Consider the following 16330-nt stretch of genomic DNA (forward strand, 5'->3'; position numbering starts at 1 on the left):
CTATGAACCCGTGGAGCTCGGAGGTTCGTCGATTTCCCCCATCAGTTGATCAAGCTCGTCCTGGGAAAAATCGATGCCGGTGAAATCCGAAGGTGTATAGACCGCCGTCGAAGACGCCTCGCATGTCTGAATGAATCGGTCGATCTGGTTTTCGATCTCCACCAGCAACGCGTCGATGGTCGACGCCGCATGCCGTGCGGCAAAGCGGCAAGACAGCGACAGGCCGCCATTTTGCTGCCAGCTGTCGAAGGAAAGAAGGTGTCGTCGATCCGCGTCGGCCGCCCGCTCCCGCCCCGCCCCGAGGCGGACCAGAGACACAGTGCGGCCGCCGAACTGACCAATGTCCCCAACATAGTTGAACGACACGGCGGGTTCCGCACGCAGTGAAACATCCCCGCCATATCGCAACAAGCCATACGTCATGCCATCGTCGGGAATGGACCGGATCGCCTCCTTTGCCGCCACCATCCAACCTGCGGTGTCGCGGGTATTATCCACGACAGGCAAAACCACAGGATAGCGAGTCGTGAACCAGCCAACGGTTCTGGACAAATCGATAGATGCGTCAAAAGGCTGACGCCCGTGCCCCTCGAGATCGACGGCAAGCGGCGACCCAGCCCAACCGGCCACCCCGCGGCCCACGGCGGCCAGAACCGCCTCGTGCGGACGCAGGCCGAACACAGCGGCTATTCCGGTCAGGAAACGATCAGCCCGTTCCCGATCGAGAACAAGCCGGCGTTCCTGCACGTCGCCTTCGCGATTGGGCATGTCCGGATGATCGACCGGTAGCGTGGCGGCCGCGTCAACATGCCGCGCCGCCTCGGCCCAGTACGGCAGTCTGTCGACCACAGCCTCGGCGTGCTTTGACAGGGCGCGCGCCCACCACGACCACGAAGTCGACGCGGGCCCAACGGTGCAGGCATCGCCGCCAAGACCCGTTTCAAGGTCATCGGCCAGGATCGACCAGGACACCATATCCGACACGGCGTGATGCACCACGACAACGACATGCGTGCCAGCCTGGCCGTCAAGCGGAATCGCCCCTGCGGCAAGAACACGCCCGGCGGCCAGATCCAGGGTATCCATCAACTGATCGGCCATCCGGTCTTCGGCCTGGCGCAACGCGTCACCCTCCAGGCCGTCGTGGTCGGCAACGAAAATGGCGGGGGCAACCGGAGCGCCGACGCGTTGGCAAGGACGATCGGCGCTCGCGTCCAGAAATATCCGCAAGGCGTCGTGACGGCCAATAATGGTTTGCACTGTTTCCCGCAGACGTTCAACCGTAATGGCGAACGGTGCGGCGAACACGGCGCTCAGACACCAACGATTGCGATCGGGCATCGGGGTTTCCAGAAACCACCGCTGTATCGGTGTCAACGGCACTGGATCGGTCAGCGCGACGACACCGGCCATGCGGGCCGCGACCGGCACCGCAAGCCGCGCCAGTCCGCGCGGAGTGGGCGCTTCGAACACCTGAGTCGGCGTCAACCCCAAGCCGGCGGCGCGCGCCCGGCCGACGATCTGGATCGCCATGATCGAATCGCCCCCCAGTGCGAAGAAATCGTCATCGGGGCCTACATCCGCGCGTTGCAGCACACCGCACCACAGATCGCGCATGACCTTCAGACGCCCATCGGCCGTCTGCGGTGCAGAGGTCGCCGGGGCGGCCGGAACGGCCGGCTCTGCAGCGGCAGCCGCGAGCAGCGCCTGGCGGTCGATCTTGCCATTGGTGGTCAGCGGCAAGGCCGCGCAGACGACGATTCGTCCCGGCACCATCGCCGCTGGAACCCGTTGCGCCAGCCACGACGCAATCACATCTACAGCGGCATTGCCGGCAACCGCCGCCAGCAAGGCCGGCTCGCGCCCTTCCTGGCGCTGGACCAGCACAACGGCATCGCGTACATCGGGACAAGAACGCAACAGTTCGGCCAACCCCGCCGGCTCGATGCGGTGGCCGCGAATCTTGACCATGTCGTCGCACCGGCCGGAAAAAGCCACGGCGCCATCGACCCGCCGGCGCCCCATGTCGCCCGTGCGATAGAACCGCTCGCCAGCAGCACTGCGCCCAAAACGCTCACTGCCTGGCGCCTCGGGCCGGGTATAGCCGGCGGCAACCGCCGCGCCGGCAATGACGATCTCTCCTTCCTGGCCGTCCGGCACGGGTTGTCCGGCGGAATCCAGGATGGCGACCCGGTAGCCCGACAGCGGACGCCCCACGGGAACGGCCATCGCACCGTCATCGCGCAGCGACGCGAGCGCTTCGGTCATGCAGGCGCCCACAGTCGTTTCCGTGGGACCATAGTGATTGAAAACGCGGCAGGCGCCGCCCAGTTCCCGAATGCGATCGACCAGCCTCCAAGTCAGGATGTCGCCTCCGAGAATCAATGCCCGGCGGGGCAGCATCGCCACAGCGTCCGGCGCATCGAGCAACGCGCCAATATGGGCGGGCACAATCTTGAGCACATCGACCGGCGTTTCGGTCATCCATTTTTGCAGCGCGGCCGGATCCCTTGCGGTTTGCGCATCTATCGCGTGCAGAACCCCTCCCGACCACAGCGCACCCAGAACCGACGTATAGCCAAGGTCGGCGGCAAACGAAGAAATAATGGCGAAGGAAACCGGCCCCGGGATAGCAAGCCGTTCGAGCAAGGCCGTTGCGTAGGCGGCGACCGCGCCGTAAGGCACGCGTACGCCTTTTGGCCGCCCAGTGGAACCGGAGGTATACAGAATATAGGCAATATCGCCTGCCGCGACGGCAACGGGTGGCACGGCGCCGTCACCGACTTCGCCGCTGCGTGACCATTCAACCACTTTCGCCTGCGTCAACGGCGGTGAAGAACCCGTTTCCAGGATCAGCACTTTGGCATCGCTATCTTCCATGACGTAGGCGTGATGACTATCGGGGTGCTCATGATCCAGGGGTACAAAGGCGGCCCCCAGGCGAGCCGACGCCAATATAGCCACCACAGGCCCCAAACCGCGCGGCAACCTGAACGCAACGCGATCACCCGCTCGAACGCCTGCGTGCGCCAGCCGCCCGGCCAGGGCGTTGACCTGGGCGTCCAGACGGGCATAATCGACCACACCGTCCCGATCGCGCACCGCCGGCGATGCGGGATTGAGCAAGGCCGCCCGAGCCACCTTGTCCGCCAGCGTTTCAATTGTCCCTGCGGCCCGGCCATCGGCAGTGGCCCTGGGCGGTATCTCGGAAGCAGCCACGGCATCGGCTTCAGGCGCCCGGACCATAGCTTCCAGAATGCCGACGTAGGCATCGATCCAGCTTTCGACCCGCCCGGCATCGAACAGGTCGCGGTTGTAATGCGCATCGATTTGCAGGCCATCGGAATCGGACTGGATGTTCCAGTTCAGTTCCCAACGTACAGCGCTATGGACATTGGCGTCGATCCGGGTTGTCAGGCCGTCGAATGCCGCAACCGCATCGAGACGATCCAGGTTGAACGAGGCGGCGGCCAGGGGTGGGCGCGACGGGTCGCGTCGCAGTCTTAGATCCTTGAGCAATCTGGAGTAAGGGTAATCGCGATGCGCCATTCCCAGCGCCACGGCATGCTGCACCGCCTTGCGCAAATCCTGATCGGAGACCGCCTGGCCTGCGGCGATTCGCAAAGGCAGCACGCCCACGCAATAGCCTGCCAGGGCGGAAGCGCCCAGTTCGGGCTGCCCCGCCGAAAATATAGCGATGACCGATTCGTCCTGCCCTGACAGGCGCGCCAGAAGCCGCCCATAGGCGGCAAGGCACAAAGAGAAAAGCGAGCTGCCGGTCTGTCGCGCGGACCGCTCCAGCGCTTCGCGCAACGGTCGCGGCAGGCGCCGGCTTGCCCGCTTGCCTGCATAGCTTTGAAGCGCCGGACGGGGCCGGTCGACAGGTAGATTCAGAGGCGCGGGAACCGTCGCGTAAACCGACCGCCAGTAAGCTGCAAGTTCCGGAGCATCGGCACGCGCGCGAGTATGCTCGACGTACGAACGGTAAGGAACCGGAGGCGGCAAGTCGGACAGCGTACGGCTCAGCCCGGCGTTGTAGAGCTGCGCCAGTTCCAGGGCCATCAATTGCATTGACCAGCCGTCGGTGACCAGATGCGGCATGACCAGAACCAGGCGATAACGGTCCGCGGCGAACCGCAATATCCAGGCGAGCACGATGGGCCCGTGCTCCAGATCCAGGGGAGTCAGGACGGTGGCATCCACCCAGGCCTGGAACCACGCCGGATCGTCGGCGCTGTGATCAACCTCAACGCTGCGGATATCCGGATCGAGCCTGGGGTGAACAACCTGGCTGGCGCCATCCTCGGGAAATGTCGTGCGCAGCGCCTCATGCCGGCCGACCACGCCGCACAACGCCGCTTTCAACACATCAATGTCGGGCGCGCCCGTAAAATCGAACACCAGCGATTGATTGTAGGCCGCCGAGGTTTGCGGGCTGAACGCCGCCAGCAGCCGCAGCGCCTGTTGGCCCGGCGTCGTCGGCAGGCTCTGCGCAATGTCCGTTGGCGCCGCCGATTTACGCGCAGGCGCCAGCATGCCGTGGGCACGCATCGCCCGCAGCGACGCCCGAACCGCCTGTTCCACCTGGTCCAGGTCCTGATCGTCGTGGGCGGTGGACAGGAAGCAGGTGCGCCCTTCCCAAACATACACGCCGTTCTGGATCATGTGGTTGTAGAACAGATCGCTGGCTCCGACAAAGCGAAACAGCGACGCAAAGTGATGAACCGAAATACCGGATTCTTCCTCGGCCAGCACCTTGTTCAGGCGTACCGCGAAATTTTCCGTACGTGTGTTCAACGAGTCCTGAAGACCAGGCCCCTGTGCTTCCAGATACGTCAGCACCGCCTGCGCATTGGCCATCGCCAAAGGGTTTTTGTTGAAGGTCCCGGCAAAGAAGGTTCGGTCGCCCCTTGGGACGCTGGCATCGTCCGTCGACCAGGCGCCGCCATCCAGAGCATCCAGAAAACGCGCATCGCCGGCCACCACGCCGATCGGCAAGCCGCCTCCGACTATCTTGCCGTAGGTAACCAGGTCGGCACGAACACCGGCCCAGGCCTGAGCCCCACCCAGCGCGACGCGAAAACCCAGCAGAACCTCGTCGAAAATCAGCGCCGTGCCGGTCGATCGGGTGAGCTCGCGCAGGCGCTGGAGAAAGGCCCGGGGCTGGCGGTCGGGCCGGCGGCCCTGCACCGGCTCGACAATGACCGCAGCAAGCGTTGCCCCTTCACGGGCCAGCATTTCGAGAGAACCTTCTTCGTCGCCGTAATCGAGCAACAGCACATCGCCCACCATGCCGGGCGGTGTGCCGCCCGCCAGCGGAACCGTGATTCCGCCCGGTCCGGCTTGAGTCAGCGTGCCATCGAAATGGCCGTGGTACGACCCCTGGAACATGGCGATGCGATTGCGCCGGGTTGCATGGCGAGCCAGTCGCAAGGCCGTCATGACCGCCTCCGTCCCACTATTGCAGAACGTGACCCGGGCATTGCCGGTCAGCCGGCAAATCCGCTGCGCCACGTCGCCCGCCAGATGGGCTTGTGGGCCTATGAACAACCCGCGTTCGGTCAGGTGCCCAACGAGGGCATCGACCAGAAACGCCGGCGTATGGCCAAACAGCTGGACGCCGAACCCCATCGCGATATCGACGTAGTGATTGCCGTCTACATCTGTGATGTGACTGCCCGACCCTTTAGCCCCTATGATGGGATAAAGCATGGACTTGGTTTCCGGCCGGAACCCCGCCACGGCTCGGCTATCGGCCAGGTAGCGGCCATATAGCCGGCGCTGGTCGCCCGAAGCTCGGGTGCGTTGCGTATAGACTTTGGAAAACGCAGTCACGCCCGCCGCCGCTTGTTCCGAAATCGCCGCCGGCTGGGGCTCGTGCGTCTGAACGCCGGCGGCGGCGACCGCTTGCGAAACCACGGACGGCCCACTCGCTACCGGAGCTTGCGCAAAGACCTGCGGAGATGCCGTCGGCGCGGCGGACTTCGCGTTGACAACCACATGATCGATCAGCCGGGCAGGCGTTGCCAATGTCTCGAATAATGCGAGGCGCGGGATCGCAATAGACCAGCGACGCTCCAGAGCCGCCACGGCTTCGGTCAGGGCAAGAGAATCGACGCCAAGCTCCAGAAACCCCCGATCCGACAGCGCATCGTCCGCCGAGATCTGCAACGACCGGGCCAACAGTAAAGCCGCTTGTTGACGCAGATCGGCGGGAGGCTGTTGGCTCCCTGCCACGTCCACGGGAGCCAGAGTAGCGGCAGCCCTTGTGGCTGCCATTTCCAACGCACCACCTGTCGTAGCAAGCGTAGCGGCACCCCTTGTGGGTGCCATCGTCGCACTACCCCCCTCTTCAGAAACAAGACTCAACCAATAACGACTATCGGCAAACGGATAGCCAGGCGCCTCGATCCGCGCAGCGGGATCGAGCACCGCCTCCCAGCGAACCGGGGCGCCGCCCACGAACAGTTGCGCCAGCAAGCTACCCAGCGTGCGCCCGGCGGGCTGATTGCGCCTGAGGGATGGAACGAAAACGGGCGACTGCCCTTCAAACGCGGGAGAGCGGCTAGCCGTGCCCATCAGGGCCGGCGATGCGCCGATTTCGATCAACAGACTGGCGCCGGCTTCGGCCACTGCCGATATGCCATCCGCGAAGCGCACCGATTCGCGAATATGGCGCACCCAATAGCCGGCCGTGTCGAATGGCGCGTCCGTGGTACCTGTAAGATTGGATATCAGCGCAACTCCGGGTTTATGCAGCGTCACGCCGGCCAGCGCCGTTTCGAATGCGGCCAGTGCCGGATCCATAAGGCGGGAATGAAAACCGTGGGATGTGCGCAGGCGCTGGGTACCAACGCCTTGCGCGTCCAGTGCATCGCAGACGGCGGCTACGGCCGTCGCCGGGCCCGAAATCACGCACTCGTCGGGCGCATTAATGGCGGCAAGGTCGACGCTTTCGCGCAAGGTCATCGGCAATTCCAGCAGCGCTTGCGGCGACGCGAACACCGCTGCCATCGCGCCGTCGTCCGAAGCCGAAGCCATCACCCGGCCACGCTCCACGACCAATCGCAACGCATCGTCCAAAGAGAAGACTCCGGCGCGGCATGCGGCGACCCACTCGCCAAGACTGTGTCCGATCATGACATCGGGCGTAATGCCCCAGGCGGCAAGCCGCTCGGCCAGCGCATACTCGAGCACGAACAAGGCGGGTTGAGTCAGGCGTGTATCGGACAGCCCGCTTGCCGCGTCGTCCTGGAACATAACGGCGGTCAATGAACGGCCAATCAAGGGATCGACGACTTGGGCGCAACGGTCGACGACCGCCTGAAATATCGGATCGCCGTCATACAGGTCGCGGCCCATCCCGACCCACTGGCTTCCCTGCCCGGTAAACAAAAAGGCGATTTTCGGCGCGCCCTGCAAAGCCATGCCGCGAGCGCCTGCCGTCGGCACTTCGCCTGCGGCCGCTTCGCGCAGGCCGGCCACTGCGGAAGCACCGTCGCCGGCGACGACCGCCGCTCGGGCGGCGAAACCATTACGGCCAATGGCAAGGCTGGCCGCAACGCGATAAGGATTGACATCGCCGCCCTCGATCCAGTCGGCAAGCGTGGCAGCCAGCCGGTTCAGCCCCATCTCATCGGGCGCGGACAGCGGCAATACCACCATCCCGGCTTCGCGCCAAGGCGGTGCCGGCGCGGCGGCTTCCAGAATGACATGCGCATTGGTGCCGCTGAAGCCGAAACTGCTGACGCCGGCACGGCGCACGGTAGCCTCGGGCCACCTCTGCGCATGATCGATGACCTTCACCGCCATGCGGTCCCAGGCCATGCGTGGGTTGGGCGCCGTCTGGTGCAGCGTAGGCGCCAGGTCTGCGGATTCGAGCGCCAGGACGGTCTTGATCAAGCCGGCAATGCCGGCGGCCGCCTCCAGATGTCCGATATTTGTCTTGGCCGCGCCCAGCAGCAGCGGTGCACTGCGCCCTGGCGCGTAGGCCTCGGCCAGCGCCTGGACTTCGATGGGATCTCCCAGCGGCGTGCCCGTGCCATGGCATTCCACCACCTGGACGTCGGCGGCGCGAAGCCCCGCGTCGGCCAGGGCCGCCCCGATCAGGGACCTCTGGGCAGCGGCGTTCGGAGCGGTCAGCGAACTGGCACGGCCATCGTGGTTGATGGCGCCACCGCGCACAATCGCGCGCACGCGGTCGCCTCGTGCATCGGGCAACCGTTTCAACACGATGAATCCAGCGCCTTCGCCGCGCACGTAGCCGTCGGCCTGGGCATCGAAAGTGCGGCAGGCATGACTTGGGCTTAACATGCCGGCGGCGGCGAAACCGCGCGTCCAGGCATCGTTGATCAACAGGTTGACGCCGCCGGCGATCGCCATGTCGCATTCGCCCAGGCGCAAGCTGCGGCAGGCGGCAAGAACCGCGACCAGCGAAGACGAGCAAGCCGTATCGATGGCAAGCGCAGGGCCCGTTATGTTCAGAATGTGGGCGATCCGGCCGGCCGCGGCGCTGGCGGCGTTGCCTGTCGTGGCCTGCGGCGTGAAGCCCGCGTCGGCACCATGAAACCTGGCCTCATAATCGTGGGTGCTGATACCCAGAAAAACCCCTGTCGCCGAAGGCCGCCGATGCGGATCGGCCGCGCCGGCGTCTTCCAGCGCATGCCAGGCCACTTCCAGCGCAAGGCGATGCTGCGGATCCATGTGCGCCGCTTCGCTTTCGCGTATGCCGAAAAACTGGGCGTCGAACCGATCGATGGCATCGATATAGCCGCCCATCGGCAGCCCGGCGCGTTCGGGCCTGTCGAGCGGCGGATCCGAAATGGCATTGCGGCCTTCGTTCAACAGACGGCGAAACGCCGCCAGATCGGGCGCCCCGGGAAATCGGCAAGCGACTCCAATCACCGCAATCGGCACCGCCTGCGCCGACGCATCGGACCGAAGCGTATCGATGCGTTCCTGAAGCCCGGTGACAAGCTTCAGTATCTGATCAGTGTTGAGACGTGCAAGGCGATCGCGCAGAGCCGAGGATGAATTCGCGGTCATGCGTCGCCCCGCTCGATGGACGCAAGCAGATCATCCAGATCGGCTCCGGGCAGCGGTAGCGCGGACGATGACGCCGCCGCCGAAGAAGTCGCCGCCCCACTCTGCGCCGCCTTTTTAGGCGGCGCAACATGGGCCACGAGCCTCGCAATAGTCGGGTAGTCAAAGGCGATCGTTTCGGGCAATTCAGCGCCAACCTTCTCGCCAAGCGCGAAGGCCAGCTCGGTCGAGCCAAGAGAATCCAGCCCCATCTCGGCGAAGCCCTGATCGGACCCGATGGTTCGGGCCGGCAGGTTCAACCGGTCGGCCAACCATCCGGTCAGCCAAACAACAAGCGCCGTGGCCTCGATCGGCCCTGCGCTTGCGGACGGCCCGGCCGCCAAGTGCCCTTCCCACTGGGCAATCACCGCAAGCGTCCCGTCCTGATACGCCTTGCGATTGGCCAGCCGTTGAATCTTCCCGCTGGACGTTCGCAACACCGAACCAGGAGCGACCAGCACAATTCGCGACAGCGCCAGTTCCAGGTTTTGCCACACCGCTTCAACAATGGCGTGAAAAATGGGTTCCGGGGCGTCCGTGCGGCGGGATCGTTCAAGCTCTTGCACAAGAATGACCTGTTCGCGTTCGACGCCTTCAGAGGAAACAGAAAAGGCGGCGCCATTGTCGCGACGCAGCGCATCGTGCGCGTTTTGCGCAGTCCGTTCGATATCGTGCGGGTAGAAATTCGCTCCGCCGAGAATGATCAGATCCTTGATCCGGCCCGTCACGAATAGTTCGTTATCGACCAGAACGCCCAGGTCTCCGGTACGCAGGAAAGATCCGGCCGCGGCTTCTCCTTCGATAACGGCGCCGAAGGCGGCCTCGGTGTCGTCCGGGCGCTGCCAATATCCGCGCGCAATCGTCGGGCCGCCCACCCAGATTTCCCCCACCCGATCCGGCGGGCACCGCCGCCGGGTATCGGGATCGACGATGGCGATGGGGACATCTGGCAGCGGCCGGCCGCTACCGGGCATCGTCCGGCTTGCGGGAGCGCCGTCGGCCACAACGGATACACGCCCGGCGGCCAATGCGTCTACATCGAAGTGCCGCAGCACGGGCGGCGCACCAACGGGGCTGGCCGTCACCGCCAGCGTGCTTTCGGCCAGTCCATAGGCCGGGGCAAACGCTTCACGCCGGAAACCGAAAGGTTGAAACTGCTCGGTGAACTGCTCCATTACCGCCGGGTTGATCGGTTCAGCGGCATTCATGGTCATGACCATGTTGCCAAGATCCAGGCCGGCCCGGTCTTCAGGCGCAATCCGGCGACAGCAAAGATCGTAGGCAAAACTGGGGGCCGCCGAGTGCGTGCCGCGGTAGCGCGTCATGGCCTGCAACCACAGCGCGGGCTTCTGCAAGAAGGCGTTGGGCGCCATCTGAACCGACGCGCAGCCGGAGAACAAAGGCTGCAACAAGCCGAAAATCAAGCCAAGATCGTGAAACGCCGGCAACCAGCTGATCATGGTGGAATCGGCATTCAGCGCCCAGACCGCTTCCATGCGGGACATATCCTGGATCAGGTTGCCGTGACTGACCCTCACGCCCTTGGGCAAAGCCGTGGATCCGGATGTGTACTGAAGAAAAGCGATATCGTCGGCGGCCGTTGCGGCCGGGGCCAGATCGGGATCATCGGCCAGTTCATCGGTTGAAATCCAGTCAAGCGCACCCAAGCGCTCGCTGGAACGGCGCCATTCGTCGATGGATCCCAGCAAATCGGCGCTGGTCAACGCAACCCGTGCATTCGAGTCAGTCGCCACCGCCACCAAACGTTCGATCAGGCGATTGCGGCGCGGCGGATTGATGGGCGTGGCCAGACGCCCGCTCCACAGACAACCCAGGAAGGCGGCGAAAAACTCCACACCGGGCTGAAACACCAGCAGCACGGGCTCTCCGGGCTGGGTCGCCCGCGCGAGCCGGGCCGCAACCGCGCGCGCTTTCGCTGCCAGATCGGGGGCCATCCAGCGGCATTGCTCGTGCCCCTGACTGTCCAGAAAGGTAAATGACCAGGTGTCGTCCGGCGCCTTGGCGCGATTCCGCAAAATTTGCGGCAGAAAAACCGGATCGCGTTGTTGGCCCACAGACATTACGCCCTATCCTTTGCATTAGCGGGAGCGGTACCGGCGGCGGAACGCCGGGCTTCCAGACGGCGCCCGACGAGCTCGTCGAGCTTCGCGTCCAGGCGACGATCAAGTGTGGCGGCAATTTCCTTTTCCATTTGCGACTGCTCGCCGCTGGTCCGGTGCAGATCGGCCACATGGCGCAGATCCTGCCGACTCAGCGACAGCAGCAGGCATGGAAAGCGCGTACGGCAAGTGGTCGGATTGGGGACGTCTTCGAGCAGCGCAAATTCTCCGAAGAAATCGCCGACCTCCAGAATTTCCATGGTCAGGGTGGCGCCATCGCCCAAACGGACCGTGCTTTCGACCGATCCGCGGGCGATGATGTAGAACCGTCCGGTAGCCGTTCCCTCGACCGTCAGGACAGTATCGGCCTGAACCTCTTCGACACGCAGCATGGCGCGCACACGTTCCAGATCGTCCTGGGGAACACTGGCAAACAAAGGAATCTTGCGCAGCCGTTCCACACTGATGGCGACATCCTGGCCGGCATTGGCGATGGAAATATCCGACTGCTTCTCCCACATTCCGGCATAAAGCCCATTGCGCGCCAACAATTCATCGTGCGTGCCGGTTTCCACCAGCTTGCCGTCGCGAAACGCGCAGATCAGATCCATGTCCGGGCACGAAGACAGGCGATGGGTAACCGAAAACAGCATGCGGTTGGCAGTGACCCTGGCCAGGGTGTCGTTGATGGCCGCCTCGGCTTCCGCATCGAGCGCAGAGGTGGCCTCGTCGAGCAGCAAAATTTTGGGATCGCGCAAAAGGGCGCGGGCGATCACGATACGCTGACGTTGGCCGCCCGACAGCAACTTGCCGCCCTCGCCCACATCGGTTTCATAGCCGTTGGGCAACGTGACGATGAAGCTGTGGATCTCGGCGGCGCGCGCGGCCTGCTCTATCTCGGCGTCGGTGGCATCCATGCGACCAATCCTGATGTTGTAGCGGATCGATCCGTCGAATAGAGTGGTGTCCTGATTGACCACGGCTATAAGCGAAAAAAGCGACCGGTCATCGATCTCGCGAATATCCGTGTCGTTCAAGACGACGCTGCCGCTGGTTGCATCGTAGTTGCGGGACAGAAGGTTGATGACCGTACTCTTGCCCGAACCGGACGGCCCTACCAGCGCGATACGTCTGGGCACCGGTGTCTCGAGCGTGACGTCGTCAAGATTAAGCCGGTCGCCCACATAGCTGAACGACACATCGCGCAACGCCACCCTGGATAAAGGCTCGTTCATAGGCATGGCGTTTTGCACAACAGGCTGATCGTCCGGATACGACAATAACGACTCGATGCGCTGCCAACTGCCAACGGCCTGAATGGCTGTCGGTATCAGGGCGGCAATACCGCCCGCCGCGCCGCCGATCGCCAGCAACAGGCCGATGTAGGCGACCACGACGCCTCCGGAAACCGTGCCGCTCAGTGACAGAACCGCCCCCAAACCGATAATCCCCAACTGCGCGGCGCTAACAGCAAAAACGGTGGCGCGAGTGGTGAGTTCGCCCAATAGGTACTGTTTGTAGCTTGCGTCGTAAATATCACTCGTATAACCATTGAACTGATCCCGCCGATGGCCGCCAATATGGAGCGTGCGGATCATCGGCAGCAACTGGACGGTTTCTTTGACAAAGCCCGCGATCTTGCCGTCTTCAACCTTGCGGGCATAAGACGCCTTGACGGCAAAGCGGCTTACCTGACGCGGTGCCCAGAAGGCAATAGCCAGAAGGATGATGGTCGTCAAAGCCATCCGCCAATCCAAAGCGAACGCCGTGATCAAGGAACCAATCATCAGAAAAGACTTGGAAACGATGCCCGAGATGGCCCGGATAACGGCGTTTTCGACAATAAATACATCGGCGGCGAAAATCGTGACGACATCGCCGCTTTTAAAACGGTTGAGCGAGCGCGAGGACAGGGCAAGCAACTTGTCGAACACCCGTCGCCGCACATCATTCAGCGCTTTGGGCCCAAGCGTCGAAACACTGAAATCGATACCCAGGCCGGCGACGGCAGTGACCAGGAAGCCGCCGATCAGGTAAGCCAGCGTAAGCCAGATGACGTGCGCATTGTGGGGAGTGATGCCGTGATCGAACAATTGGTTGAGCCACAGCGGCATCAACATGGCGTAGATGGTTTGAATCAGAATCCCGATAGCCAGCAGCCAGCAGAAAAAGTGATAGGGGCGCAACAGCCCCGCCGCCCAACGCATGAACGGCAAAATGCCTTTCAGCGGCCGTTCGCGCGACAAGGATTCGCCCCATTGCAGCTGCAACATGACGGCCGGTTTTCCTGTGACGCTGCGGCATACCTCGTCGATCGAAACGCCCGGCTTCATGGCACGCGCAAAATCCAGCAAGACGCGGGCGTCGTATACATCGAGCAGAAATCTGACGAACGAACCGGCCCGTATCGCGTCGCGTGCTTGCGCCGCATGCGAGGCCAGACGGCTGGCCAATCCGTCGAGATCGTTGACGTCGTCCGCATTGACCATCACCACATCATCGCCCGGTTTGACACGGACAAGATTCAGGATGCCCACGCCTATCAACCCCAAGGCAGCTTCAGGGCAGCCAAGGCGCTCGGTCAAGATGCGTTCCACCAGATCGAGTTCGGCGTCAGTGCCGGAATTTTTACGCGCACTGACCAGAACGCTGGCAGCCAGGCCGCCTTCATCGGGGATATTGAGCTTGAGCAACTCATATACACGCTGTTCCACCCGTTGAAACCGCCGGGTGGGAAACTTAAATCGGCCCTGCATAACGCTTTGTGCTTGTTCTTTCACGCCCAGCCTCGCTCGTCGTGGGTTACCTCTGTTTGCGGCAAGACAGGCAGCGCATCGTCGCGACCGTCATCCTGGGCAAGCTGAAGAATAATGCGAGCCACGGCATCGGGATCCGTGGCCCAGGGGAAATGTCCGATCTCGTGGCGCGTAACTCGCGTCCTGGCAGTGGTGACCGCCTTCCACGTCAATAGGTCGTCGGCCGAAACCGACGGGTCGTCAAGCATATGCAGAACATCGATGGGAATCGCCAAGCGTCCGGCATGCGTGTGACGATAGGTGTCACACGCTTCCAGATCGGCGCGCAACGCCTCTTCAGCCACTGTGCCCTCCCAGTCGCCTTCCCCCGGCGCCATCCCGAAGCGGGCCGCGAGCTCGGCTCGCAGTCGCGGCGACGGCAACCGGTATAGCGGTGCTTCGACGGGAGCCAGAACCGGGGATCGGAAACCTGAGACGACAAGGCGTTCTATGGGCGCACCAGCTCGCATCAAGCTCCAGGCCATTTCGTACGCCAGAAGAGCGCCATAGCTATTGCCGACCAGAATCAGCCGAAGCGGATCGCCGGTTTGATCAAGAGCCAGCCATCCTTTTGTGGCTCCGTCCACGGCCTGGGCAACCCGGCGCGGCGGCGCAATGCCGTCGATGTCGCCGCCGCGAGGAAGATTGACGACAAGCACTCCGGCCGATAGCGGCAGTGCGGCCATTAGCCGGCGTACCGACAATGGCGAGCCCCCCGCGTGGGGAAAAAAAATGAAGGTCGGTTGCCCACGCACTGCACAACGCAACCGCAGCATCCAGCGCGGTGAAGCGCCGGGGTCAACCCTGTGATCTACCGCATCAGGCATACGCATCCGTTGAAGAATTAAAAAATTTTTAAGGGATGGAAATGGACGGGTAACATATTACCAGCTACTGTATCATTGCTGTATATTTCATTAGCATTCAGAGACATATTCACACTGGGCCACGGTCTGGAACCACGGATAAAAACATGAATGAGCAACCGGAATTCATTGCCCACCTCGACACGGATGGAGCCATATGCCTACGCAAGGCCTTCGACGCCGGCTGGGTCCAACTCGCCCGGGAAGGAATCGAACGAAACATCGCCGATCCAAGCCCTTTCTTTCGCAATCTGGGCGAAAACGGCGGTGGCTTCCTCTCGGACATGTGGTCGCGCCGGTATATCCCGGAATTCGAACGTTTCTGCATGGAATCGCCTGTGGCCAGGCTGGCGGCACACGCGCTGCAATCCGATCGCGTCCGGCTGGCCCAGGACACGTGGTTCGCCAAACGCCCCGGCAGTTCGGAACGTACGCCCTGGCACCACGACACCGTAATTTCCGGACCCTTTTGTTCAGTGTGGGTAGCCCTGGATCCAACGCCGCGTGCAGCCACACTGGAATTCATCCGCGGCTCGCACGCCTGGGGCAAGGCCTTGATGCCGAAATCCTTTTTTGACGAATCGGCAAAGCGCAACGCGGTCGATCAGTTCTACGCCGATTTCCACGGCGACAAGTCCCGTGCAGACGCGCACGAATTCGGCGAAATTCCCGATATCGAGGCCAACCGGGATGCCTACGACATTATCGGTTGGGACATGGAACCCGGCGACTGCGTGCTGTTCAACGCGCGCACGATCCACGGAGCGCCAGGCAATCATCTGAAACGCACGATTCGCCGCTTCGTCACGCGCTGGGTAACCGACGAATCCACAGTGGCCATGCACGGGCAGGAAATGATCGACGCCCTTGTCGGCGCGGGGCTCGAAATCGACCTTCAAGTGGGCGGACCGGTTCGAGGAAAACTGTTCCCGGAAATACGCGTCGGGGATGATTAAATATTCTTTACTCTTATTGACATTTTTTACATATACCCCCTACACTGCCCGGGTGCCTGGTGTCGATATCGTCCTTCTTCTTAAGGCATACCTGAGTAAGTATCACGATCTTACCCGGCACTGTTGTTGTCACATGCGGATAACATTTACCAACCACTAGGGATTCACTATTATGGCTGATATGTTCTTGACCATCACACGCGCTAATATCAAAGCAGGTAGCGAAAAGGATGCACGAGCTCTTTTGAAAAAATCGCTCATGCCCAGCGACGGCTCCAAGCCAGGTGACCACATTCCGGGCCTGATCGGTTTCGGACTGATGCGCTCCAAAAAAGACGCCTCGATGTTCGGCCTGGCCACGGTATGGAAAAATGAAGCTTCGTTCGACGCCCTGCACAAAAACCCCAATGCCAAAGTTGGCGGCCACTGGGTTCAAAAATTCATGGCCTTTACTAAAGGCGACGTAAAAGGCGAAGGCTTCTATATCGAAAGCCTGTAACACGCAGCAAAGG

At 62.6% G+C, this 16330-nt stretch carries 6 protein-coding genes; 2 read left to right on the plus strand and 4 right to left on the minus strand.

Going from position 1 to position 16330, the window contains the following annotated elements:
• The 4 genes from EDC26_RS17340 to EDC26_RS17355 are packed head-to-tail and all read right to left on the minus strand — an operon-like array spanning position 1 to position 14823.
• Complete coding sequence (locus EDC26_RS17340) at positions 1 to 9045, minus strand: non-ribosomal peptide synthetase/type I polyketide synthase (protein ID WP_132584984.1); 9045 nt, start codon at positions 9043 to 9045, stop codon at positions 1 to 3.
• Entirely contained in the window at positions 9042 to 11162 is a 2121-nt protein-coding gene (locus tag EDC26_RS17345) for an AMP-binding protein (protein ID WP_132584986.1), read from the minus strand. Before EDC26_RS17345 ends, EDC26_RS17340 begins: the two co-directional genes overlap by 4 nt.
• Positions 11162 to 13981 (minus strand): ATP-binding cassette domain-containing protein, encoded by a 2820-nt coding sequence (locus EDC26_RS17350; RefSeq protein ID WP_132584988.1) that lies wholly within the window; start codon positions 13979 to 13981, stop codon positions 11162 to 11164. Before EDC26_RS17350 ends, EDC26_RS17345 begins: the two co-directional genes overlap by 1 nt.
• Positions 13978 to 14823, minus strand: a complete 846-nt coding sequence (locus EDC26_RS17355) for a thioesterase II family protein (protein WP_165931062.1) — start codon at positions 14821 to 14823, stop codon at positions 13978 to 13980. The genes EDC26_RS17350 and EDC26_RS17355 overlap by 4 nt, the downstream gene beginning before the upstream one ends.
• A 146-nt stretch (positions 14824 to 14969) precedes the next feature.
• Between EDC26_RS17355 and EDC26_RS17360 the strand changes: the two genes are divergently transcribed.
• Positions 14970 to 15818, plus strand: a complete 849-nt coding sequence (locus EDC26_RS17360; RefSeq protein WP_132584992.1) for a phytanoyl-CoA dioxygenase family protein — start codon at positions 14970 to 14972, stop codon at positions 15816 to 15818.
• Between the two features lie 172 nt (positions 15819 to 15990).
• Positions 15991 to 16317 (plus strand): antibiotic biosynthesis monooxygenase family protein, encoded by a 327-nt coding sequence (locus EDC26_RS17365; RefSeq protein ID WP_132584994.1) that lies wholly within the window; start codon positions 15991 to 15993, stop codon positions 16315 to 16317.
• Positions 16318 to 16330: the final 13 nt, after the last annotated feature.

This window comes from Paralcaligenes ureilyticus, assembly GCF_004346225.1.
GTDB lineage: Bacteria > Pseudomonadota > Gammaproteobacteria > Burkholderiales > Burkholderiaceae_B > Paralcaligenes > Paralcaligenes ureilyticus.